We start from the raw sequence: 23,408 nt of genomic DNA on the forward strand, positions 1-23,408 counted from the left end.
AAAGGAGACCCTGAATAAAAAGGGAATCTGTAGATAACAGGGATAATTGATTAATTAAGGAACAGATGATGTCTTTATCATATACGGATCAAAATAGCGGTGCTTGGCAAACTTATCTCACTCAAATTGATCGAGTGACACCATATTTAGATGCAGACCTCAGTAATTTTGTGAATACGCTGAAACGCCCAAAACGTACTTTAATCGTGGATGTTCCGATTGTGATGGATGATGGAAGTATCCGTCATTTTGAAGGGTACCGCGTACAGCACAACTTGTCGCGTGGTCCAGGTAAAGGCGGTATCCGCTATCATCATGATGTTGAATTGAATGAAGTCATGGCATTATCTGCTTGGATGACCATCAAAACAGCCGTACTCAATCTGCCATTTGGTGGCGCCAAAGGTGGTATCCGTGTCAATCCTAAAGAACTTTCACCACGTGAATTAGAGCGTTTAACCCGTCGTTTTACCAGCGAAATCAGCCCAATTATCGGTCCTCAAATTGATATTCCTGCACCAGATGTGGGTACAAATGCCGATATTATGGGTTGGATGATGGATACCTACTCAAGTATCAAAGGTCATACTGTAACCGGCGTAGTAACGGGTAAACCTGTACATTTAGGTGGTTCGTTGGGGCGTGTTCGTGCAACAGGTCGTGGTGTATTCGTTACAGGCTTAGAAGTTGCCAAAAAAATAAATCTTGTTGTCGAAGGCAGTAAAGTTGCGGTTCAGGGTTTTGGTAATGTAGGTAACGAAGCCGCATATTTATTTAGTCATGCAGGTGCAAAAGTGGTTTGTGTACAAGACCATACAGGCACCATTTTTAATGCTGAAGGTTTAAACGTAAAAGCATTGCAAAACCATGTTACAGAACAGGGTGGCGTGATGGGTTATGCCGATGCCACAGTGATTGCAGATGAAGCGTTCTGGGATGTCGATATGGATATTCTGATTCCTGCGGCATTAGAAGGTCAGATTACCGTTGAACGTGCGCAAAAGTTAAAGGCCAAAATCGTACTTGAAGGTGCAAATGGTCCAACTTATCCAGAGGCAGATGATGTCTTTATTGATCGAAATATCGTTGTTGTCCCAGATGTAATTTGTAACGCTGGTGGTGTGACGGTCAGTTATTTTGAATGGGTTCAAGATATGGCGAGTTACTTCTGGACAGAAGATGAGATCAATGAACGTCTCGACAAATTAATGATTCAAGCGACAGCAGATGTTTGGGAAATTGCCCAGCATAAAGCATGTAGCCTGCGTACTGCTGCATATATCTTGGCGTGCGAACGTATTTTAAAAGCGCGTAAAGAACGCGGTATTTTCCCCGGTTAAGTTTAGGGTCTGTTGACATTCATAGACCCTTGTACATCAGTTTAAAACTGGGCTGTTAAATATTTAAACAGCCCGACGATCAAACAGGAAGTGAGTAAATAAAATGAGCAATGTCGCGATTACACGTAGCAATTTTAATGATTGGATGGTTCCCGTTTTTGCGCCAGCAAATTTCATTTTAGTGCGTGGTGAAGGCTCTCGTCTGTGGGATCAAAATGAAAAAGAATATATTGATTTTGCAGGCGGAATTGCAGTCAATGCGCTAGGTCATGCCCATCCAGTTGCGGTCAATGCGCTGACAGAACAAGCACAAAAGCTTTGGCATATTGGTAATGGTTATACCAATGAGCCTGTATTGGGTCTTGCAAAGCAATTGGTCGATAGTACTTTTGCTGACAAAGTATTTTTCTGTAATTCTGGTGCAGAAGCCAATGAAGCTGCGTTAAAACTGGCGCGTAAAGTCGGGCTATTAAGCGGCAACCCGAAAAAGAATCATATCGTTGCATTCAAAAATGCCTTTCATGGTCGTACTTTGTTTACCGTGACTGCTGGCGGTCAACCGAAATACTCTCAAGATTTTGCGCCACTACCAGAAGGTATTGAACATACCGCGTTCAATGATTTAGAGGCTGCAAAAGCGGTCATCACTGAAGATACTTGCGCGGTAATTGTTGAACCGATCCAAGGTGAGGGTGGGGTTGTTCCAGCTGATCTTGAGTTCTTAAAAGGTTTACGTGCGCTGTGTGATGAAAAAGGCGCAGTGCTGATTTTTGATGAAGTACAAACAGGTGTGGGGCGTACAGGTTCGCTCTACGCTTATATGAATACAGGTGTTACACCAGATATTTTGACTACAGCAAAAGCACTCGGTGGTGGTTTCCCTATAGGTGCCATGATCACCACGGATAAATACGCCAACATGTTTGCGGTGGGTGATCACGGCACAACTTATGGTGGCAATCCATTGGCATCTGCGGTGGCCGCAGCGGTATTTGGATTTATCAATACACCTGAGGTTTTAGACGGAGTTAAACAGCGTCATCAGTACTTTGTCGATGCTTTAAATAAAATCAATGCTGAATTTAATCTATTTAAAGAAATTCGTGGGCAGGGCTTACTGATTGGTTGTGTACTCAAAGATGAATATGCTGGCAAAGCCAAAAATATCGTCACTTTAGCAGGTGAAGAAGGTCTTTTAGCCTTGGTTGCAGGTGCTGACGTGGTGCGTTTTACCCCTTCACTGATTATTCCAAAAGAAGATATTGATGAAGGTCTAAATCGTTTTGCTCGTGCTTTAGCACGCCTCTAAATCTTTAGTGAGCATCTAACCATGATGATTGTTAGACATGCAGCGCATCGGGACTTAGATGATATTTATCGTTTGGCGCAACGAGCTGGGGAGTCAGGCATTGGCTTGACTTCCTTGCCACAAAATAAAGAGATTTTGGCTGAGCGGATTACCCGTACCACGCATACTTTAGAGGGCATATCTCCAAAGGGTGATGCGAGTTATTTGTTTGTGCTTGAAGATAGCAGCCTGAAAAAAATTGTGGGTGTCAGCGCGATTGAGGTTGCGGTGGGGTTAAATGAACCTTTCTATAATTTTCGTGTTGCTAAACAGGTACATGCCTCTAAAACTTTAAATGTGTATAAAACTTTAGAGACTTTATTTTTAAGTAATGATCATACCGGTTGCAGTGAGCTTTGCACTCTGTTCCTTGATCCTGACTATCGTAAAAATCAAAACGGCAAATTTTTATCTAAGGTTCGTTTTCTATTTATTGCGGCGTTTCGGTCGTATTTTGAAGAAAGATTGATTGCTGAAATGCGTGGTTTCTCAGATCAAAACGGTTATTCACCATTTTGGAATGCATTGGGCTATCACTTTTTTAATATGGATTTTGCTACTGCGGATTATTTAAGCGGTATTGGGCAAAAGGTTTTCATTGCTGAATTGATGCCAAGATTCCCTGTCTATGTTGATTTACTTCCGCAAGAGGCACGAACAGTGATTGCCGAAGTTCATCCACATACGCTACCTGCCGCCAAAGTACTCATGTCGGAAGGGCTTAGATATCAGGGTTATGTTGATATTTTTGACGCAGGTCCAACGCTAGAAGCCAATATTGCCGATTTACGCGCTGTTAAACATAGCCGTGTGTTGACGGTCAAAATTGCCGAACAGATAGAGACGGCAGAGATTTATTACTTGGTTGCAAATGACCAATATACCGATTACCGCGTTTTGCTCATCAATAACCATGTATCTGATGACGATATTTTGTTGATGAGCGCAGAACAGGCGCAGGCACTCAATGTGCAACAACAAGATCAAGTGCGCGTTTTAGCATTAGAAAATATGGAGAATCAAAAATGACACAAGGTGCATTACTCATTGATGGCGCTTGGGTACAAGGACACGGTAGCACTTTGAGCAAAACAGATCCTGTTACCAATCAAAAAATCTGGGCAGGGCACGAAGCCTGCGCTGCGGATGTTGAGCAAGCATGTGATGCTGCACGCCAAGCATTTCCAGCATGGGCACGTTTGGCATTAGAACAACGTATTGCTGTTGTTGAACGTTTTGCAGCTTTACTTGAGCAAAATAAAAATCATTTGGCAGAAGTGATTAGCCAAGAAACCAGTAAACCATTTTGGGAAACCTTGACCGAAGTTCAAGCGATGATTGGCAAAGTGGCGATTTCAATTCGCGCCTATCATCAACGGACTGGTTTTAGCGAAACAGAAATGCCTGATGGCGTTGCTTCTTTGCGCCATCGTCCGCATGGCGTTTTGGCAGTATTTGGTCCGTATAACTTCCCGGGACACTTGCCAAATGGTCATATCGTTCCTGCATTGATTGCTGGGAATACAGTGGTGTTTAAACCAAGTGAACTTACACCTTGGACAGCAGAAGAAACCGCAAAATTATGGCAACAGGCGGGTCTACCAAAAGGTGTACTTAATGTTGTACAAGGCGGACGTCACACTGGCGAAGCCTTAGCTGCTGCTGAGCAAATTGACGGTTTGCTGTTTACAGGCAGTGCCAACACTGGCTATCACCTACATAAACAAATGGCGGGTACACCTGAAAAAATTCTTGCGCTTGAAATGGGTGGCAATAATGCCCTCATTATTGATGAAGCAAGCGATATTGATGCAGTGGTGAATTTAGCGATTCAGTCTGCATTTGTCTCCGCAGGTCAACGCTGTACTTGTGCTAGACGTATCATCGTCAAGCAAGGTGCCAATGGTGATGCCTTTATTCAGCGTTTTGTCGAAGTGGCGAAAAACTTGGTAGTGGGTGCATGGAATGCTGAACCGCAACCGTTCATGGGCGGTGTGATTTCTGCTCATGCCGCTGAACAAATGTTAGCAGCGCAAAGCAAATTGATGGCTCTAGGTGCAAAACCACTCTTGGAAATGACACGTCCACAAGCCGATAACTCATTACTGACAGCTGGGATTTTAGAGGTCAGCGATGTCGCAGACACCCCTGATGATGAATACTTTGGTCCGCTCACCACGATTTATCGATATCACGATTTTGATGAAGCTTTAAACATTGCCAATAACACCCGATTTGGTTTGGCTGTTGGTTTGGTCTCACCACAACGTCACTTATTTGAGCGTGTATTGATTGAAGCACGTGCAGGTATCGTGAACTGGAATAAACCACTAACCGGCGCATCGAGTGCAGCACCTTTTGGTGGTGTTGGTGCATCTGGAAACCATCGTGCCAGTGCATTCTATGCCGCTGATTATAGCGCGTGGCCAATGGCATCAATGGAAAGTGACAGCGTCACACTTCCTTCAAAATTATCACCGGGCATTGTGCTCTAAGTTAAATCGTGCCGTGACGATATGGAGAAAAAAATGTCAGGTTATGAAATCAATTTTGATGGTTTAGTTGGGCCAACTCACCACTATGCGGGCTTATCCTTTGGTAATGTTGCATCGACCAAAAACCGTAATAATGCCTCAAATCCTAAATTAGCTGCCAAGCAAGGCTTAATGAAAATGAAAGCCCTTGCAGATTTAGGGCTTAAGCAAGGTGTGTTTGCGCCACAAGAACGTCCACATGTACCCACTTTACGCCGTCTCGGTTTTACTGGTAGCGATATTGAGGTTATAACACAGGCGATGCGCACCGCACCTGCGTTATTGTCATCCTTAAGTTCAGCATCATCGATGTGGACCGCAAATGCGTGTACGGTTTCTCCATCTGCGGATAGTGCCGATGGACGTGTACATTTTACCGCCGCTAATTTAAATAATAAGTTCCATCGATCAATTGAGCATCATACGACCACACGTATCCTTCAAGCGATGTTCAATAATGATGTATATTTCACGCATCATGAAGCATTGCCAGAAGCCGCTTTATTTGGCGATGAGGGTGCGGCCAACCATAATCGTTTGGGTGGTGGGTATGACCAAAAGGGTGTGCAAGTTTTTGTGTATGGGCAGCAACAATTCGGCGGTGTGGTTGCACCACAAAAATTCCCTGCTCGTCAAACTCGTGAAGCTAGTGAAGCAATCGCGCGTTTACATCGTCTAGATGCAAAACGCACGGTATTCATTCAGCAAAATCCTGAGGTGATTGATAAAGGCGTGTTTCATAACGATGTCATTGCCGTGAGTAATCAACAGGTGCTATTTCATCATGAACAGGCTTTTTTAAATCAAGCCGAAGCATTGAATGTAATTCGTCAAAAAATGGCAGGGATTGAGCAAGAGTTCATTTCGATTGAAGTACCCGAAAATCGTGTCACGGTTGAGGATGCTGTCGCGACTTACTTGTTCAATAGTCAAATTTTGACGCGTGCAGATGGTGGAATGTGTATCGTTGTGCCAGAGGAGTCGCGCCAGAACAAAGCAGTGTGGAGCTATTTGAATGACATGATTCAGATGGGGACGCCGATTGATGATCTGAAAGTTTTTGATTTGCGTGAAAGTATGCGCAACGGCGGTGGACCTGCGTGTTTAAGATTGCGTGTCGCGGTCAATGAAGCTGAGCTTGCTGCCGTGAATCCGAACTTATTTATGAATGATGCTTTGTTTAAAACTCTGAATCAGTGGGTTGATCAGCATTATCGTGATGAGTTGACTCAGGATGATCTAGCAGACCCAAGTTTATTGATCGAGAGCCGTACCGCGCTAGATGAATTGACCAAAATATTAGCATTAGGTTCGGTTTATCACTTTCAAAGATAAAGAGAAGTATAGGAATAAAAATCTTTCCTTTGAGTTTTCCCCTCTTTACAAAGAGGGGTTAGGGGAGATTTAGATAAGGAAATGAAAGGACATGCTTGATTTATTGACACTGACCTTAGAACAACAAACACCTGAGCAAACTCAGGGTGAGACAGCAGGCTTTACATGGCAGTGGCTTGCTGAAGGGCTTTTGCAATGCACACCAAAATCAAGCTATAGCAAGACTATGGTGTTGTCTGCTGGGATTCATGGCAATGAAACTGCACCGATCGAGTTGCTCGCAAACATCATCAAAGACCTATTTACCCAACGCCTCACTTTAGGGGCTCGGGTGCTGTTTGTATTGGGCAATCCTGAAGCGATTCGCCAAGGTGTTCGTTATCTTGAAAATGATATGAATCGGATGTTTTGTGGGGCTTATCAGCATCTCACACCAGATCGAGAAACGTATCGAGCAGCACAACTTGAGCAGATGACGGCGCAGTTTTTTGCTCAAAGTCACCCAGATGCTGCGCGTTATCATTATGATTTGCATACTGCAATTCGTAGTTCTTTATTGCCAGTTTTCGTTTTATTTCCCTATCAAGTTCAAGCTTACGATGATTTCTTGATTCAAAGTCTCAATGCTGCTGACCTTGATGCCTTGGTCTATCACAATGCAGCAGGTAAAACCTTTACTCACTTCACCGCTGAAACTTTTCAGGCAGCCAGTAGCACTTTGGAGTTAGGCAAGGCAAAACCCTTCGGTCAAAATGAGTTATCAGAATTTGCTGCTATTGATCAGGTATTACGTGCAGTGCTGTCAGGTGAGGCATTGCCTGTGAGGCAGAAGCCAAGCATCCGTCAGTTTAAAGTGGTGGATTCGATTTTAAAGCAAAGTGAAGACTTCCAACTCAAGTTAAATGCAGATGCGCCGAATTTTTCTCGTTTTGAGAAAGGCGAATTGATTGCAACTCAACACGCTGGAAATACGGTGGTTGATGACCAACAGGTGTGGATTTTATTTCCAAATCCAAATGTGAAAATTGGATTGAGAGCAGGGCTAATTTTAAAAGAAATTGAATAGGATTGAACGCTTAGACATCGCTTAGATGTTGTTAAGGAATAAGCATACATGGAGTTTAAAAATGCACGATCAGTAAGAAAAAAGCAGAAAGAAAATATCCGTTGGATATAAGTGTAAGAAATTGAAACAGCAAGGACAGGTTGTCATAAGAATATCGTTGGAGTGATCGTGTATGAGTAACAATAATGAAAAGACATTTCTATCGGGAGATGTTTTGGAGGGGCAGTATGTGCCCCAGCAAGACACATCCAATCCATCAAATATTTCTTCATCAGAAATAGTGGTCGGTCAGCCCTTAAAACGTGCCATGACCAAGCGTCATTTAGTCATGCTTTCATTGGGTGGTGCGATTGGTACAGGATTATTTTTGGGTTCGGGAGATGTTATTTCTCAGGCAGGTCCGGTAGGCGCTATTTTAGCTTACTTACTTGGTGGGGTGATTGCATACATGGTGATGTTATGCCTAGGTGAGTTAGCGGTACATATGCCTGTTTCAGGTTCTTTTGGGGAATATGCAACAACCTATATTGGACCCGGTACTGGCTATATGGTGACGTGGTTATATTGGTTGACATGGACCGCGACACTCGGCACAGAGTTTACGGCGGCTGCATTGTTGATGCAGGAATGGTTTCCTTCGGTGTCCATGTGGACATGGACGCTTTTATTTGCGGGTTTAGTCTTTACACTGAACATTAGTTCAACACGGCTTTTTGCTGAATCTGAGTTTTGGTTGTCGCTGGTCAAAGTGCTGGCGATTATCTGTTTTATCGGTTTAGGTTTAGTCACTATTTTTGGATTCATCCCTTATCAAGGACATGAATCTGCACCACTATTTAGCAAACTCACTGAGCACGGCTGGTTTCCACAAGGGATCTTTCCAATTTTTGCGACCATGCTGATTGTGAACTTCGCCTTTTCTGGCACCGAATTGATCGGGGTTGCAGCGGGTGAAGCAGAAAACCCATCTAAAACCGTACCTAAAGCAATTAATGCCGCCATTTGGCGCTTACTCATTTTCTTTGTGGGTACCATCGTGGTGATTTGCGCATTGCTTCCTTATGAAATGGCAGGGCTCAATTCAAGTGGCATCAGCAATAGCCCATTCGTGACGGTGTTTAATTATATTGGGATTCCGTACGCAGAAGATATTATTCGTTTTGTGATCATTACTGCATTACTTTCAGCGGCCAACTCAGGGTTGTTTGCAGCTTCTCGAATGATGTGGTCACTTTCAATCAAAAAACAGTTGCCGAAAGTATTTTCTACCTTGACTGCTTCAGGAACTCCGATTGTTGCGATCGTGGTGACGATGTTTGGCGCAATTCCGGGACTATTATCAGAACATTTCGCGCCTGAAACGATTTTTAAGAATCTGTTGGGTGTCGCCGCATTTACCATGGTGGTGGTGTGGATTACGATTTGTATTAGTCAGTTTAATTTCCGTCGCCAATGGATCAAATCAGGTCATACAGTAAAAGATCTCAAGTTTGCAGCGCCTTTATTCCCATTGACGCCAATTTTAGGCGGCGTATTTTGTACCATTACTTGTATCAGTATGGTGACTGATCCTTCGATGCAAGTGGGTTTTGTCTGCTGTATCTTATTTATTACGGCGTGTTATGCGAGCTACTATCTTTTTTATAAAAATAAATAATTAAAATACACTCTAAGCCAACCAAAGCAGCAGATGCGTGGTTGGCTTTTTTCAGTCTATTGCTATGTAATTTTGTTATTTATCTTCTGTTTATTTCCCTCGATCTTGATGTCTGTTATGTGTGGATGGATTGAAAAGGAGATTGGCATCAGCAGACAAGTATTTGGCGTTTGGAGTTAAGCGCATAAATATAAATATAAATAAAGTAACAGATGAAAAGAAAAGTCCAGGACGGATCAATGAATCATATGACGAAAAAGAAAGCACTGGCGACCGCCATCGCTTTACTGTGTTCAGGCTCACTTCATGCCGCAGCTTTTGATAGAACAGGACAATCGATTGCCCCATTTCTTCAACCGGGCAATTATTATGAGGCTGGCTTAACGATATCGGATGCATCCCTGCAAGGTCAGGAAGCTGGTTTAAACAAAGCTCGTGCTTCAATGTCTGATATTGCAAATACGGATTATCGACCTTCTACTGCATTAAAATTACAGCTTTCTCCAGAATTTTCCTTTGGTTTACTGTATGACCAGCCCTTTGGTTCTGATACTGCATATTCAGGAAAAAATAGTTTTGTTGCGTCAGCGAATGATAATGTGATACCGGGCATGACCACCACCAAATTTGCTGAAGCAACGGGTGGCAAGATTCCAACGGGTAACTCTAATGCCAGATTTAATATGCAAAATTTAAGTCTGATCTTTGGTTATCAACCGAATAAGAACTGGAATTTTTATGCTGGCCCAACTTATCAAACCTTTAAAAGTCGTGTTGAGTTAAGGGGCGATGTATATAGCCTTTATAACGGTTATGACGCGCATACAGATATCATTGGCGATTGGGGCTGGCTTGCTGGTTTCGCCTATCAAATTCCAGAAAAAGCCATCAAAACCTCTTTAACCTATCGTTCTGCGATTGTTCATAAAGTCAATGCAACTGAGAATGCGCCCATCATTGATATGTTAAATACAACCCAAGGACGGGATTTTGTTGATCAACATTTAGATCATTTGATATCGATGGGAATGATGACGCAAGAGAAAAAAGCACAATTGAATGAAGCTTTTGATGATTTGCCTGAAACTAAAAACTCAGGCACAACCAAGTTTAGATCCCCAGATTCAGTCAATTTTGATTTCCAAACAGGTTTGCGCCCAGGAACTTTGTTATTTGGTAATGTCCGTTGGGTACATTGGAGTGGTTTTAAGTACCAACCTTATCGTTTTGGAGAGATTTCTAAAGCGATTGGTGTTTTGGCAACCCCAAGTAGCCCTGAAGGTTTTGGTCTAGTGCATTACTTTGAAGATCAATGGTCTGGAAATCTCGGTATTGGACAGCGCTTGTCTCCGAAATTGTTTGGTTCAGCTTCCGTAGGGTGGGACTCTGGGGCTGGCGAGAAAGTTTCAACAGGTGGGCCGTCTAAGGGATATTACAACATCGGGCTAGGTGCGCAATACAGCCCAACCCCACAGTATTTTATTTCTGGTGGAATGAAGTATTTTTGGTTAGGAGATGCCAAAGGTCAGCTCGGTGCACAGGCGGGCAGTGATTACTATGTTTCAGAATTTAAGGACAATCATTCGATTGGGTATGGCCTCAAGATTGGCTATAAATTTTAAATAAAATACCTTAACTATTATTTTAACGAATGGAATTTCGCTCATGGATTCAGTATTAATTACCGTATTTTTGCCGATGGCACTTGCCATTGTGATGGTTGGTCTTGGGTTAGAACTTACACCGAATGATTTTAAACGCGTTCGTCAGCACCCGAAGGCTGTATTTATTGCTTTATTCTGCCAATTGATTGTTTTGGTGGGTATCGCATTTATGATCTGTAAAATATTTGTTTTACCACCGATGATTTCTGTGGGGCTCATGTTGCTTGCTGCATCACCTGGTGGCCCTACAGCAAACTTGTATAGCTATTTATTTAAAGGTGATGTGGCACTCAATGTGACATTGACTGCGGTGAATTCAATCATTGCTGCCTTTACATTGCCGTTGATTGTAAACTTTTCATTGCAACATTTCATGACCAGTTCCCAAGAGGTGGGTTTACAATTTTCTAAGATTGTTCAAGTGTTTGCGTTGATCTTAGTGCCTGTCATTATTGGGATGTTTATCCGTCATCTTGCGCCAAATTTCTCAGAGAAACTGCATAAACCTGTGCGTATTTTTGCAATCGTATTTTTACTGTTTATTGTCACCTTAGCGATCGCTAAAGATTATCAAAAGCTGATGACTTACATCGGACAAGTCGGTGGCGCAACCTTTGTTTTCTGTATTTGTAGTTTAGCAGTGGGTTATTTTGTACCGCGTTTATTTGGTATTAACCGCTTTCAAGCCAAGGCTTGTGCCTTTGAAATCGGTATTCACAACGGGACATTAGCATTAACAATTGCACTTACGGTGATGGCAAGTTCAATGGCTGCGATGCCTGCCGCAATCTACTCAATATTCATGTATATCATGGCCGCTTTATTTGGCATGTTGTTGAATAAACTAGAAAAGAGAGAGTTACAACAAAGCGTCAATAATGTTGTGAATCGAGCTTAACGGTATATGTAATAAAGGAATAATTTCATGAAGCGTATAGCCAAACATTTATGTCAGTTGGTTGGGTTTTCCGCACTTGCCTTGAGCGGCGTGGTGAACGCTCAAAGTACCGCGAACGCACCACATAGTTTACCTGCTGTCTCAGTCAAAGCTGTCTTACTGATTGATGGGCAAACAGATTGGCTTAGTAAAGTCTATAAAGATATTCATCAACATCCTGAATTGGCTTTTATGGAAACGCGAACAGCAGCCATTGTGGCCAAAGAGCTTAAGTCATTGGGCTTTGATGTCAAAACAGGTATTGCAGAGACTGGCGTGGTCGGGGTTCTCAAAAATGGAGAAGGTCCAACCATCATGTACCGCGCAGATATGGATGCCAATGCCGTTGAAGAGGCGACGGGTTTGCCATACGCCAGTAAAGTTCGGGTCAAGTTGAAGGATGGAACAGAAACGCCTGTTGCCCATATGTGTGGTCATGATGCACATGTGACGTGGATGCTCGGTATGGCGAGAACCATGGTGGCACTCAAAAAAGAGTGGCGTGGCACAATTATTTTGGTCGCACAGCCTGCTGAGGAAGAAGTGACTGGCGCTAAAGCGATGGTCACAGAGGGCTTATGGAGTAAATATAATTTGCCTAAACCAGATTACTTCTTTGCTGTTCATACTGTTCCTGCACCAGTGGGCGTGGTGATAAATGCGCCGGGGCCACGAATGGCGGGGACAGATCAAGTCGATGTTTTATTCAAAGGCGTCCCAGGGCATGGATCTATGCCTCACCTCAGCAACAACCCAATCTATATGGCCACCAATGCGATTACTCAATATCAAGGGATTGTGGGCAATGTAGTAAGTGCACAACAGCCAGCCGCTTTATCTGTAGGTTCAATTCAGGCTGGTAGCGTGAATAACGTCGTTCCTTCATCTGCTGTGGTCAAAATGAATCTTCGCTGGTTTGATCCAAAAGCACGTGAGGCTATGGTGAATCGTATTCATGCAGTGAGTGAAGGTGTTGCTCAAATGCAAGGAATGCCAAAAGAGCAGCTTCCTCAGATTACATTGAAAGGTTCAACCACACCTGTAGTGAACAATAAAGAGTTTTCAACACGCCTAAATGGGCCATTGAAAGCATTGTTAGGGGATAAAAAAGTATTAACAGACTACCCCGCATTTATGGGTTCAGAAGATGTGCATCATTTATTAGGTGAGCACAACGATGTTCCATTTAATTTCATGTTTGTCGGTGTAGCAGATCCTGTTGTGTTCGCCAATGCGATTAAACAAGGTAAACAAATGCCATATGTTCCGCATAGTTCAGAATTTATGGTGGACTTGAAAGCATTGCCAGTAGGGGTGAAAGTGATCACCGTTTCAATGTTGGAATTATTAAATAAGCAATAATTGATTCATTTAAAAACGGATACATCCAATCAGATGTATCCGTTTTTTATCTATTTTATTTTTAGTGATTGGACAATGGATTGGAAATATTATTATCACGATATTTTACTGGCGAGGAATTGGTCCAACGTCGAAAAGCGCGAGAGAAACTACTCACATCAGTAAACCCGAGAATATAAGCAATTTCAGTAATACTATAAGCAATGTTTTTGATATACGACATGGCCAACTCTTGCCTTGTGTTATCCAATAACTCGCTAAAAGTTGTTTTTTCCTCAGACAGTTTCCGTTGCAAACTACGAATGCTCAAGCCTAGACTCTTGGCGATTTCTTGTTGGTGTATTTCCCCAGTAGATAAGCGTTCAATGAGTTTTAGCTTCACTCGGGCAAGTATATTTTCTTTATCAAAACGAGCGAGATAACGCATGATGATTTCATCATATTCTTGCGTCAGCTCAGGGTTTGCACCGTCTAAGGGCTGTTCGATGCTGGCTGTATCAAACACCATCATGTCCTTTGGCGCATTAAAAACGATAGGCGTTTTTAGAATACTTTGATAGGTCTCAAGATCTGCTGGTTCTGAACGACGTAGTTCGATGCGTAGTGGTGAGAAATCAGAACCTTGTAACGCCCGAGAAGCCCGAATGAATACAGAAATAAAAGCGTCGATTGCTTCAGGTTGTACTTGTTCAGGCACATGGATTAAGAAATAGTGATTGCTGCCTTTGCTAAAAAATTCAAGCTCTGGAATATTGGTCACCAAACGGAAATAACGAATGATTCGCCCAAACATTTCTTTTAGAGTCACACTGGTATTCAGTGAGTTCCCAAGAACATGAAAGGTATGGTGATTGACCTGACTGGCAACTTTAAGTCCAAAACATGAGTCCTGCGTGGCTTCAACGGATAAACGCCATAAATGTGCAGTCTGCTCTAATGAATATCTGGCATTGGGATCATTTAATACTTGAATGTCCAAGCCTGCTTGCTTCAATAATTCTTGACTATCACAGCCTGCTTTTTCAAGGGCTTTTTGAATCGCTTTCACCCAACTGGTCAGTGCTGTTGCTGTCTGTGACATGTCATATCCTATAACGTATAAATCAGATTCCGATGACAAGTATAAAAGGTTTTAATCAAAGTTTTTCTGCTTATTTTTGTGAATAACAATAAGTTGGCGTCAACAGCCAAGAGTTTGGCATTCTGAGTTAAGCATATTCAGGGCGATATAAATAAAGTAAGGGTATAGGAAAAACCAAGGAAAAGTTTATGAGTTACACTTACCAAGATCCATCAGGTTGGACGGACGCAGAAAAAACAGAATATATTAAAAAAGTGGTAAACGCAGAAGGCGTTGCCTTACGCAAAAAATATTCTATTTTGAAGCATCAAAATGCAATAGGTGCCCTGATTTTGGCTTTTTCTTTAGCTGGTATGGGCGTAACAGCTTACTTTTATATCGTACATCAACTCTCTGTCTGGTGGACGATTCCACTGATTGCTTTTTTTGCTTCTTTAACTCATGAATTAGAACATGATTTGATTCACTGGATGTATTTCCGTAAAAAACCATGGGCACATCATTTGATGATGGGGTTGGTGTGGTTGGCTCGTCCAAGCACGATTAACCCATGGGCGCGCCGAGAGTTACATTTTAATCATCATAAAATGTCTGGTACCGAACATGATATTGAAGAAAGAGCTTTAGGTAATGGCGATGTCTGGGGGATCCGCCGTTTCTTTGCGACAGGTGATAATGGGCTAGCCGTGTTATTCCGAGTCATTTCTGCGAATAACTGGACTGTACGCAAAATGATTTTGAAGCGTAGTTTCAAAGCCTATTTCCCATTAGGTATCATTCACTGGTCTCTTTGGTATGTGTTTTTGGGCTACCATGCAGTTAACTTGGTCGCAATGTTGGCAGACACTTCAATTTTATGGTCGGCTACCACGTTACAAGTGATGCATGTAGTAAATATCTTAACGGTTGTTTGGATTGCACCGAATGTATTACGTACTTTCTGCTTACATTTTGTGACCAGTAATATGCATTACTACGGCGATGTTGAGTTGGGCAATGTGATTCAGCAAACTCAAGTCCTCAAGCCATGGTGGATGATGCCATTCCAGCTATTTTGTTTTAATTTTGGTTCTACTCATGCGATTCATCACTTTGTGGTTAAAGAGCCATTTTATCTCCGTCAAATGACGGCTCCTGTTGCGCACAAAGTCATGCGTGACATGGGGGTTCGATTTAATGATCTAGGAACGTTCAAACGTGCCAATCGTTGGGAAACGAAAGTCCTTTCTGAGCAAAGTTAAAGCAGCTTCGTATTGAAAAACAGATTAAAAGAGACCTGAGTTTCTCTTTTAATCTGTTTATATGTATGGTGCTAAATTCTCGTTTTCATTAGACCTTCTTTATTTTGTATTATTTTTTAATTAGAAAATGAGCGTACATACACCACTGAGCACAATTTTATTTCCTCAATACCAATGATTCTTTTGAAGCAATCATTTAGCTCCTAAATATCTTATCGCTTTTCATGCAACCAGATAAATACAGTTTTGTGTCGCTATTGGTGTAAATTATTCACTACGCCAAAGTTCAGTATTATAGGAACTTGAGCGAAGAAATTTTTATATTTGACGGATAGGTTGAAGAGCGCGGTATGACAGTGAACCAAATTAAAACCAAAAAACCTTTATATATCCCTTATGCTGGAAACGCACTTTTAGAATTACCTTTGTTAAATAAAGGATCTGCTTTTTCTGAAGAAGAACGCGAAAGATTTAATTTGCATGGTCTCATTCCCAACAATATCGAAAATATTGAAGAACAAACCCAACGTTCTTATCAGCAATATCTTTCTTTTGGGAGTGATATGAATAAGCATATTTATTTGCGAAATATTCAAGATACCAATGAAACGCTGTTTTATAGTTTATTGAGTCAGCATTTAGATGAAATGCTGCCGATTATCTATACCCCAACTGTGGGAGAGGCGTGCCAGCGTTTCTCGGATATTTATCGTCGTCACCGTGGTATCTTTATCTCTTATGGCGAGCGTAATTATATCGACCAAATCATTCACAACGTCAACAAGAAAAACGTCAAAGTGATCGTGATTACAGATGGTGAGCGCATCCTCGGTCTCGGCGATCAAGGCATTGGTGGTATGGGGATTCCAATTGGGAAATTATCCTTATATACCGCTTGTGGTGGTATTAGTCCTGCTTATACATTGCCAATTACCATTGATGTGGGCACTAATAATCAACAGTTACTCAATGACCCGATCTATATGGGCTTGAAACAGCCTCGGATAACAGGTGAACAATATTATCAATTTGTTGAGCAGATTATTACCGCCATTCGCCAGCGTTGGCCTGATGTATTGATCCAGTTTGAGGATTTTGCTCAACATAATGCCATGCCTTTACTGACTCAATACCGTGACAAAATTTGCTGTTTTAATGATGATATCCAAGGCACGGCAGCGGTGACTGTTGCGACTTTGATCGCGGCATCACGTTCGCAGGGCAAACAACTTAAAGATCAGACTATTACTTTTGTTGGTGCTGGTTCGGCTGGTTGTGGTATTGCTGAACATATAGTGAGACAAATGATTGATGAAGGCTTGAGTGATCATGAGGCACGTTCACGTATCTTTATGGTAGATCGCTTTGGCTTAATGACTGATCAACAAGCAAACCTGTTGGACTTCCAACAAAAATTGGCAACGCCAGTTGCTGCAATTCAGTCATGGGAAGGACAGGGTAAAAACATAGCCTTGTTAGATGTGGTGCAAAATGCCAAACCGAGTATTTTGATTGGCGTGTCAGGGCAGGCGGGATTGTTTAGTGAAGAAGTGATTAAAACCTTAGCCAAATATTATAAACATCCGATTGTTTTACCGCTGTCGAATCCAACTTCTCAAGTCGAAGCACAGCCAAAAGATATTATCGAATGGACACAAGGTGCGGCGATTGTCGCGACTGGTAGTCCTTTTGCCCCTGTATTTTTCCAAGGCAAAGCGTACCCAATCGCTCAGTGTAATAACTCTTATATTTTTCCGGGTATTGGCTTAGGTGTGATTGCTTGTGGCGCGACACATATCAGTGATTCAATGCTCATGGCGGCTAGCACCGCTTTAGCAGATTGTTCACCACGATTGAAAAATCCAGCAGCTGACTTACTGCCGAGCATCAATGATATTCAACAAGTTTCTAAGTTTATTGCATTTAAGGTTGCAAAAGCTGCGATGGCAGATGGCTTAGCGATGCCGATGAGTAACGATGTGCTTAAAACGGTGATTGATGATAATTTCTGGACACCAGCCTATCGTCAGTATTCGAGGGTAACGTTTTAGTCTACTGTAAGTGTTAAAAAATCTTTTGATGAAAGTGGTTCTTTAATAAATGTCAGGAACGATGAGTTTTTGTTAGAGAACCACGAAGACGCTGCCACAGCAATAAATTTAAAGAAGGTATTATTCAAAAAAATGAATAATACTAAGAATCTAATTTTTCAAATATATCTACATTTTCAATACTATACTTATACATGCTACCCAAATCAAAGTAAGCTCCTATGTGCAAAAATTATAAGCAATGCAGATTCAAATTTAAGTGAAGGCATTTTGTTGACCTCAATTCAGATGTTATCTTTACGGATATTGGTTGGGGGCTATGGGGATGGTGCTACTTCGAAACTCAATTGAGCAGTACTTTCAGTTTTATGTGGACAAGCATAACCAACATACGATTCATGACATGAAGTAACTATTAAACTTCATCCTGATCAAGGGGTTAAATTTATGATTAAAACCTTAGATAATCAAATCGTAAGTTTACAGATTCATATGTTAGGTAGGGGCTAATTTTACCTTAACAAAAGCTGGCTAGTAATAAAGAAACTCTAGCATGCGCTGTAAACAGATCCTTCATAAATAGCTTATTTCATTCTCAAATTAATTTTCTAAGAACATCATTAGTGATGTGTACGAGTATTTTATGTTTTCTTCTTATATTCATGCATTTGCGTTGTTTTTCTCATTGTTAAATCCCTTCCTTATGAGTGTCTATATGGTTGGGATTATCCGAAACACTGAGGTTAAGGTATTTAATAAAGCCCTTATTCAGGGAAGCTTGATTGCCTTCATTGTTTTTGTTTTATTCGCGTGGGGCGGCGAGAATATTTTTAGTCGATATTTGAATGTCCGTTTTGAGTCTTTTCAAATTTTTGGTGGCTTAATTTTCTTAGTGATTGGCTATCGTTATGTATTTCAGGGGGCTGATACCATCGGTGAAATGCGTGGTGCACCTGAGCACTTAGCTGGAACGATTGCGATGCCATTTATGATTGGGCCAGGAACGATTAGTGCGGCAGTGGTCACGGGGGTAACCTTACCTTTTACAGCAGCAGTCGCTGTGATTGCTGTCACGTTGTTCTTGACCTGTAGTATTTTGATTTTAATGAAATATGGGCATGATCATTTACGCTATAAACATGCAAAATACATTGACCGTTATTTTGATATTGTGGGGCGCTTAGCTGCATTACTCATCGGGACGATTGCGGTTGATATGATCGTCAATGGGGTATTTGGTCTCATGAATTCCGCAAATTTAAGTTAGAAATACGTTCTCTTGATAGGTAAAGAACAATCGCTCCTCGAGCAAGCAACGGTGTTTGATTGATTTAGATATATGTTTGCGATCATGAATGAGTGATAATAGTGGTGCTGCTTTCCGCTATGAGTCCCAAACATGGATCAATTAGATCAATTCCATCAGACGCCTGATGATCAATCAGAGCTTACAATGTCGGTTTTGATGACACCAGATATGGCTAACTTTTCTGGTAATGTACATGGAGGCGCGATTTTAAAACTGCTTGACCAAGTCGCTTATGCTTGTGCCAGTCGTTATTCAGGCAGTTATGTGGTTACGCTCTCTGTTGATAAAGTCAATTTTAAAGAGCCTATTTATGTTGGTGAATTGGTGACATTCTTGGCGAGTGTCAATCATGTTGGACGTACCTCAATGGAAATTGGGATTCGCGTCGAAGCTCAAAATATTCAAAAACGTAGCATCAGACATACCAACACCTGTTATTTCACTATGGTTGCTGTCGATGAACAGCGCCAACCGAAACCAGTTCCATCTTTAAAATTAGACACTGATTGGAAGCGTTGTCGTTTTGAAGCAGCGGAGCAACGTAAAGAAATGCGCCTACAAGAAGTTCATCAGCCTTCATGCAGTATCTTTAAGTCTTCGCTTTAATTTTATACAGTCCATAAAAAAGATCGAACCGCAGCATGGTTCGATCTTTTTTTTTATTTATTATGAAATAGGGTCAAATCATAATAAATCGATTTAAATAAGCAGAGGTAGCTTTTAAAATCTATATTAGTTTGCAACTGGTTCTGATGCTGGAGCCGCTTCGCTTGGCGCATCAGTCGCTGGTTGTTCTTGAGTAGAAACAACTACGCGGTCATCAGTTTGCGCTTCAGTTTGAACTTCGTTAGCTGACGCAGCAAAAGTAGTCGCAGCAGCAAGCGTAAGAGTCGTAGCTAGAAGTGTTTTGATAAGTTTCATTGTTGGCATCCTTAATTTCAGTTTCATTTAAAAACAGCCCAATTTGTAGTTAAGCCACAAATTAAGACATGTGCCCATGCTATGTGCCAAATCTATTTACGGCAATAACCTTAACAATCTATTACGCCAAGCTTAACAATTTGAAATATTGATGTGCTTTATGTGGTAGCAATGTAAATTTTAGACCATTGATTTGGCTTTAAAATGTATGCAAATGTGTTTTTTTGGATAAAAAATAAACTTACTATTTACGCAGATTAAACATTACCTGTGAATTCATTAGAATTACTTAATTGAATAAACCATTTATATTTGTATTTTAAATAAGTATATTAGATTAACTATGTGATAGATGTCTCATTAATATTTTTAAATGGGTCTTTATTAATGTTTAGTCGTTTGAACACTGATTATTTCTTTTCCTTATTTTTTCGCATTACAATGCAGTGAATTCTTGTTCCTGAGTATGTCGTGAAATTTATCTCGCCCAAAGCAGTTCCAACGCATATTATTTCTGGCTTTTTAGGGGCAGGGAAGACCACATTATTACAGCATTTATTAGCACAAAAGCCTGAGCATGAAGTTTGGGCGATTCTGATGAATGAATTCGGGCAGATTGGGGTCGATCAACAACTGATTACCCAACAAGATGGTTATACCGTCAAAGAATTGTTGGGCGGTTGCTTGTGTTGTAGTAGTCAACTGCCGATGCAAATTGCATTGGCGCGGTTATTAAGTGAAACGAAACCTGATCGATTATTCATCGAACCAACTGGTTTGGGACATCCGACGCAATTACTCGAACAACTGACTGAGCCACATTGGCAGAGTAGTCTAGAGGTGCGGGCACTGGTGATTGTGATTGATGGCAGTCGTTTGCATGACGAGAATTGGGTACAGCAGAACCTATATACCGATCAGCTCAAAGCGGCACAAATTGTTGTATTGTCCCATATTGATCGTATGACCGAAGCCGACCAACAAGCATATTTAGCTTTAAAACAAGAATATAAAACCTATGTACAGCATTGGATAGAGGCGGAGCATGGACGAGTAGAGCTGGGGCAGCTTGATCTTATTCAGCAGCCTTTGCAACGAAAAATCCAACCTTTACTCCGATTGCAAAAAACACAGCTCGGTGATGCTGCGGAACAAGAAATTAAACAGTTGCCCTATCATTATATTGAAACTGCGCAAGGATTTACGGTCGCAGGTTGGAAGTTTTCCAAACGTTGGCAATTCAAATTTTATGATTTATTGGATCTATTATGCGCACAGCAGGATTGGGTTCGGATCAAAGGAATATTTAATACCGATCAAGGATGGAAAAGTTTTAATTTTAATCCGCAACAGTTTAACTATAAGTCGGCAGAAGCAAGTATTGATAATCGAATTGAAATTATTTGTCAGGTGCAACAGGACTGGTTTGAGTTTGAAAAACAACTCTTGGCATGTCGCCTAGATGAGGTCAGTTGATTCGCAAATCGCACCATTTTTTAACAAAATAGAGTATGCTTAGCGCCAAATTTGAGGACATGATTCAATGGCGTTAAAAGCAACGATATATAAGGCAGACCTGAATATTGCCAATATGGATCAGCATATTTATGCGGATTATCAACTGATACTTGCTCAACATCCATCTGAAACGATTGAACGCTTAATGGTGCGTATTCTTGCTTATGCACGCTATGCAGATGAGCATTTGGATTTCACTAAAGATCTATTTGAAACGGATGAGCCTGCTTTATGGCAAAAAGATCTGACGGGCTTGTTAGAAAAATGGATCGAAGTGGGCTGTCCATCTGAAGATAAAGTGAAAAAGGCCAGTGCGCGATGTAAACATGTTGCCGTAGTGACCTATGGCGCACAAGCAAATGATTGGTGGCAGAAAAGTACTAAAATTAAAACATTGAGTAATGTTGAGGTTTGGCAGCTTTCTCCTCAAACCACTCAAGCGATTGAGCAGTTGTGTGAGCGAACTATGCAATTGCAGTTAAATATTATGGATGGTGAATGGACATTGTTGAGTGACAAAGGTCAAGTCGACATTCAGTGGCAACAATTGCAATAATGAGAGAGGCTGTTGGATATTCATATCCATGAATGACATGACAGGTAAAAGTGATATAAAACCTGAATTGAGCTGAGTTTAGAGAGGCATACATGAGCGCAGAGTTACAGATTATTGATTTAAAAGTGGGTGAAGGCAAAGAGGCTGTGAAAGGCGCTTTAATCACCACACATTATACAGGTTGGTTAGAAGATGGAACTCAGTTCGATTCTTCGCTTGATCGCGGTAATTACTTCGAAACTGTGATTGGTACAGGGCGTGTAATTAAAGGATGGGATCAAGGCATTATGGGTATGCGTGTGGGTGGAAAGCGTAAACTCATCGTACCTGCACATTTAGCTTACGGTGAACGTAAGATGGGGAAAATTATCCCTGCAAATTCAAATCTGACTTTTGAAATTGAACTTTTTGATGTAAAAACACGCGACGAATAGAAATAAGACGACACAGAATCGCTAAAGTGATTTAGCTGTTTTAAGCTAAATCACTTTGAAATCATAAATATAAATAGATTTTTTTGAGTTGAAATTAATTTTCATTTTAAATCATTTTCTTTTTATCTGATTTTTATAACAGCCCAAGAGAAAAATCTTGATTCTCTAAATCTCTCTATATATCTTTGAGATTAAAGAGCAATTTTCTTTAAATGACAATAACTTGAATAGAATAATCATTTTGTAATCTTTTAAAATTTTGCTCATCAGATCGCTATCGAATGGTGAGGTTATGCCACGAAAATAGTGGTATTGACTATAAAAATACCGAACTGCAAACAAGCAATAAAAATTTAAATAGAGGTCTATATGAATGATTATTTGGATATCACTGCTTCTGAGTTACTAAAAGAGTTACATCATTTTTTTATGATTGATACATATGATGGTGCAGAAACGGGTTTTTGGGTCAATGAAAAAGCATTGGTTGATAAACAATACTGGCTTGATGGTGAGCATAAGGTAGAGATCGTCAGAGAACTCAGTGCTTCTCATCTACATGCACCGCATAGTTATCGAATTACGTTATTGAACCAAGAAGGTGGTGATGTTGTTTTGCTGAGCTACGATGGTGTGAATAAAAAAGTACTCACTTTTCGACGTGGTGAGTGGGTCAATCGAATGTACAAATATTTTTATCAAAAAGAACGTTATTATTTACAGCAACTCGCTGATCACCCAAATTTCCAACTGATTCAGTATTAAGGTCACTAAATTTTAGGCATAAAAAAACCAGCTTAGGCTGGTTTTTTATTAGCACCATATTTCACTATCTGAAAATGGTGCCCGAGGCCAGACTCGAACTGGCACGCTTTGTGGGCGGGGGATTTTAAATCCCCTGTGTCTACCGATTTCACCACTCGGGCATGTGCGCAATAATAGAGGACACTTTAAAACTTGGCAAGAGTAAAAAGGATTATTTGCTTTCTTTTCAATCAACTTATGTCTTTCTCGAATAAAAAATAGATTAAATGAACTGACTTTCATAAATTTT

The 23,408-nt window shown here is 41.0% G+C and carries 20 protein-coding genes and 1 tRNA gene; 18 read left to right on the forward strand and 3 right to left on the reverse strand.

The genetic code is table 11. From position 1 onward, the window contains the following. The first annotated feature begins 65 nt into the window (after positions 1–65). The 10 genes from EAH57_RS07120 to EAH57_RS07165 all read left to right on the forward strand — a co-directional run bounded on the left by EAH57_RS07120 (position 66) and on the right by EAH57_RS07165 (position 13,243). Positions 66–1,340: a Glu/Leu/Phe/Val family dehydrogenase gene (locus tag EAH57_RS07120; protein WP_171407409.1), complete on the forward strand. Its 1,275-nt coding sequence runs from the start codon at positions 66–68 to the stop codon at positions 1,338–1,340. 103 nt (positions 1,341–1,443) lie between these two features. Next, on the forward strand, positions 1,444–2,649 hold the full coding sequence (locus tag EAH57_RS07125; RefSeq protein WP_121929456.1) for an aspartate aminotransferase family protein: 1,206 nt from the start codon (positions 1,444–1,446) through the stop codon (positions 2,647–2,649). Between the two features lie 21 nt (positions 2,650–2,670). Beyond that, entirely contained in the window at positions 2,671–3,717 is a 1,047-nt protein-coding gene (gene astA / locus EAH57_RS07130) for an arginine N-succinyltransferase (RefSeq protein ID WP_121929457.1), read from the forward strand. Next, positions 3,714–5,183 (forward strand): succinylglutamate-semialdehyde dehydrogenase, encoded by a 1,470-nt coding sequence (gene astD / locus EAH57_RS07135; protein ID WP_121929458.1) that lies wholly within the window; start codon positions 3,714–3,716, stop codon positions 5,181–5,183. Before astA ends, astD begins: the two co-directional genes overlap by 4 nt. A gap of 33 nt (positions 5,184–5,216) precedes the next feature. Beyond that, complete coding sequence (gene astB, locus EAH57_RS07140; RefSeq protein WP_121929459.1) at positions 5,217–6,557, forward strand: N-succinylarginine dihydrolase; 1,341 nt, start codon at positions 5,217–5,219, stop codon at positions 6,555–6,557. Between the two features lie 91 nt (positions 6,558–6,648). Beyond that, positions 6,649–7,623 (forward strand): succinylglutamate desuccinylase, encoded by a 975-nt coding sequence (astE, locus tag EAH57_RS07145; RefSeq protein WP_121929460.1) that lies wholly within the window; start codon positions 6,649–6,651, stop codon positions 7,621–7,623. A 172-nt stretch (positions 7,624–7,795) separates the two neighbouring features. After that, the gene (locus EAH57_RS07150) at positions 7,796–9,280 is read left to right on the forward strand and encodes an amino acid permease (protein WP_121929461.1); all 1,485 of its coding nucleotides are present in this window, start codon (positions 7,796–7,798) and stop codon (positions 9,278–9,280) included. 239 nt (positions 9,281–9,519) lie between these two features. Continuing rightward, positions 9,520–10,902 (forward strand): long-chain fatty acid transporter, encoded by a 1,383-nt coding sequence (locus EAH57_RS07155; protein ID WP_121929462.1) that lies wholly within the window; start codon positions 9,520–9,522, stop codon positions 10,900–10,902. 43 nt (positions 10,903–10,945) lie between these two features. Beyond that, positions 10,946–11,842 (forward strand): bile acid:sodium symporter family protein, encoded by an 897-nt coding sequence (locus EAH57_RS07160; protein WP_121929463.1) that lies wholly within the window; start codon positions 10,946–10,948, stop codon positions 11,840–11,842. A gap of 27 nt (positions 11,843–11,869) precedes the next feature. Continuing rightward, a complete protein-coding gene (locus EAH57_RS07165; protein WP_121929464.1) occupies positions 11,870–13,243 on the forward strand; it encodes an amidohydrolase in 1,374 nt (457 codons plus the stop codon). Between the two features lie 61 nt (positions 13,244–13,304). Here EAH57_RS07165 and EAH57_RS07170 read toward each other — a convergent pair whose 3' ends face one another. Continuing rightward, entirely contained in the window at positions 13,305–14,324 is a 1,020-nt protein-coding gene (locus EAH57_RS07170; RefSeq protein WP_121929465.1) for an AraC family transcriptional regulator, read from the reverse strand. A 188-nt stretch (positions 14,325–14,512) separates the two neighbouring features. On the opposite strand from EAH57_RS07170, the gene EAH57_RS07175 reads away from it, so the two are divergent. The 4 genes from EAH57_RS07175 (at position 14,513) to EAH57_RS07195 (ending at position 19,531) form a co-directional block, all read left to right on the forward strand. Beyond that, complete coding sequence (locus EAH57_RS07175) at positions 14,513–15,565, forward strand: fatty acid desaturase (RefSeq protein WP_121929466.1); 1,053 nt, start codon at positions 14,513–14,515, stop codon at positions 15,563–15,565. Positions 15,566–15,915: 350 nt separating this feature from the next. Continuing rightward, positions 15,916–17,616 carry an NAD-dependent malic enzyme gene (locus EAH57_RS07180; protein ID WP_121929467.1) on the forward strand — a complete coding sequence of 567 codons (1,701 nt, stop codon included), beginning with the start codon at positions 15,916–15,918 and terminating at the stop codon, positions 17,614–17,616. Between the two features lie 643 nt (positions 17,617–18,259). Continuing rightward, the gene (locus EAH57_RS07190) at positions 18,260–18,883 is read left to right on the forward strand and encodes a MarC family protein (protein ID WP_121929469.1); all 624 of its coding nucleotides are present in this window, start codon (positions 18,260–18,262) and stop codon (positions 18,881–18,883) included. Between the two features lie 132 nt (positions 18,884–19,015). Then, a complete protein-coding gene (locus EAH57_RS07195) occupies positions 19,016–19,531 on the forward strand; it encodes an acyl-CoA thioesterase (RefSeq protein WP_121929470.1) in 516 nt (171 codons plus the stop codon). A gap of 126 nt (positions 19,532–19,657) precedes the next feature. Here the strand turns inward: EAH57_RS07195 and EAH57_RS07200 are convergent, their stop codons facing one another. Next, a complete protein-coding gene (locus EAH57_RS07200; protein WP_121929471.1) occupies positions 19,658–19,846 on the reverse strand; it encodes a hypothetical protein in 189 nt (62 codons plus the stop codon). A 471-nt stretch (positions 19,847–20,317) separates the two neighbouring features. Here EAH57_RS07200 and EAH57_RS07205 point away from each other — a divergent pair, with 471 nt between their 5' ends. The 4 genes from EAH57_RS07205 to EAH57_RS07220 all read left to right on the forward strand — a co-directional run bounded on the left by EAH57_RS07205 (position 20,318) and on the right by EAH57_RS07220 (position 23,119). Next, positions 20,318–21,322, forward strand: coding sequence for a CobW family GTP-binding protein (locus EAH57_RS07205; protein WP_121929472.1), 1,005 nt, complete (start codon positions 20,318–20,320; stop codon positions 21,320–21,322). Between the two features lie 67 nt (positions 21,323–21,389). After that, positions 21,390–21,920 (forward strand): YaeQ family protein, encoded by a 531-nt coding sequence (locus EAH57_RS07210; RefSeq protein ID WP_121929473.1) that lies wholly within the window; start codon positions 21,390–21,392, stop codon positions 21,918–21,920. A gap of 92 nt (positions 21,921–22,012) precedes the next feature. Further along, on the forward strand, positions 22,013–22,354 hold the full coding sequence (locus tag EAH57_RS07215) for an FKBP-type peptidyl-prolyl cis-trans isomerase (RefSeq protein WP_121929474.1): 342 nt from the start codon (positions 22,013–22,015) through the stop codon (positions 22,352–22,354). Positions 22,355–22,723: 369 nt separating this feature from the next. Then, on the forward strand, positions 22,724–23,119 hold the full coding sequence (locus EAH57_RS07220; protein ID WP_121929475.1) for a hypothetical protein: 396 nt from the start codon (positions 22,724–22,726) through the stop codon (positions 23,117–23,119). Positions 23,120–23,194: 75 nt separating this feature from the next. Here EAH57_RS07220 and EAH57_RS07225 read toward each other — a convergent pair. Further along, a tRNA-Leu gene (locus tag EAH57_RS07225) sits at positions 23,195–23,280 on the reverse strand. Between the last annotated feature and the right edge of the window lie 128 nt (positions 23,281–23,408).

The organism is Acinetobacter sp. 2JN-4, from assembly GCF_003687745.1.
Taxonomy (GTDB): Bacteria; Pseudomonadota; Gammaproteobacteria; order Pseudomonadales; family Moraxellaceae; genus Acinetobacter; species Acinetobacter halotolerans.

Bases quoted from the DNA above. Each gene is read 5' to 3' on its own strand.
- EAH57_RS07210 (WP_121929473.1), top strand. From the start codon at position 21,390: ATGGCGTTAAAAGCAACGATATATAAGGCAGACCTGAATATTGCCAAT.
- astD (WP_121929458.1), top strand. From the start codon at position 3,714: ATGACACAAGGTGCATTACTCATTGATGGCGCTTGGGTACAAGGACAC.
- EAH57_RS07180 (WP_121929467.1), top strand. From the start codon at position 15,916: ATGACAGTGAACCAAATTAAAACCAAAAAACCTTTATATATCCCTTAT.
- astE (WP_121929460.1), top strand. From the start codon at position 6,649: ATGCTTGATTTATTGACACTGACCTTAGAACAACAAACACCTGAGCAA.
- EAH57_RS07175 (WP_121929466.1), top strand. From the start codon at position 14,513: ATGAGTTACACTTACCAAGATCCATCAGGTTGGACGGACGCAGAAAAA.
- EAH57_RS07120 (WP_171407409.1), top strand. From the start codon at position 66: ATGATGTCTTTATCATATACGGATCAAAATAGCGGTGCTTGGCAAACT.
- EAH57_RS07220 (WP_121929475.1), top strand. From the start codon at position 22,724: ATGAATGATTATTTGGATATCACTGCTTCTGAGTTACTAAAAGAGTTA.
- EAH57_RS07160 (WP_121929463.1), top strand. From the start codon at position 10,946: ATGGATTCAGTATTAATTACCGTATTTTTGCCGATGGCACTTGCCATT.
- astA (WP_121929457.1), top strand. From the start codon at position 2,671: ATGATGATTGTTAGACATGCAGCGCATCGGGACTTAGATGATATTTAT.
- EAH57_RS07215 (WP_121929474.1), top strand. From the start codon at position 22,013: ATGAGCGCAGAGTTACAGATTATTGATTTAAAAGTGGGTGAAGGCAAA.
- EAH57_RS07195 (WP_121929470.1), top strand. From the start codon at position 19,016: ATGGATCAATTAGATCAATTCCATCAGACGCCTGATGATCAATCAGAG.
- EAH57_RS07170 (WP_121929465.1), bottom strand. From the start codon at position 14,324: ATGTCACAGACAGCAACAGCACTGACCAGTTGGGTGAAAGCGATTCAA.
- astB (WP_121929459.1), top strand. From the start codon at position 5,217: ATGTCAGGTTATGAAATCAATTTTGATGGTTTAGTTGGGCCAACTCAC.
- EAH57_RS07155 (WP_121929462.1), top strand. From the start codon at position 9,520: ATGAATCATATGACGAAAAAGAAAGCACTGGCGACCGCCATCGCTTTA.
- EAH57_RS07150 (WP_121929461.1), top strand. From the start codon at position 7,796: ATGAGTAACAATAATGAAAAGACATTTCTATCGGGAGATGTTTTGGAG.
- EAH57_RS07190 (WP_121929469.1), top strand. From the start codon at position 18,260: ATGTTTTCTTCTTATATTCATGCATTTGCGTTGTTTTTCTCATTGTTA.
- EAH57_RS07165 (WP_121929464.1), top strand. From the start codon at position 11,870: ATGAAGCGTATAGCCAAACATTTATGTCAGTTGGTTGGGTTTTCCGCA.
- EAH57_RS07200 (WP_121929471.1), bottom strand. From the start codon at position 19,846: ATGAAACTTATCAAAACACTTCTAGCTACGACTCTTACGCTTGCTGCT.
- EAH57_RS07125 (WP_121929456.1), top strand. From the start codon at position 1,444: ATGAGCAATGTCGCGATTACACGTAGCAATTTTAATGATTGGATGGTT.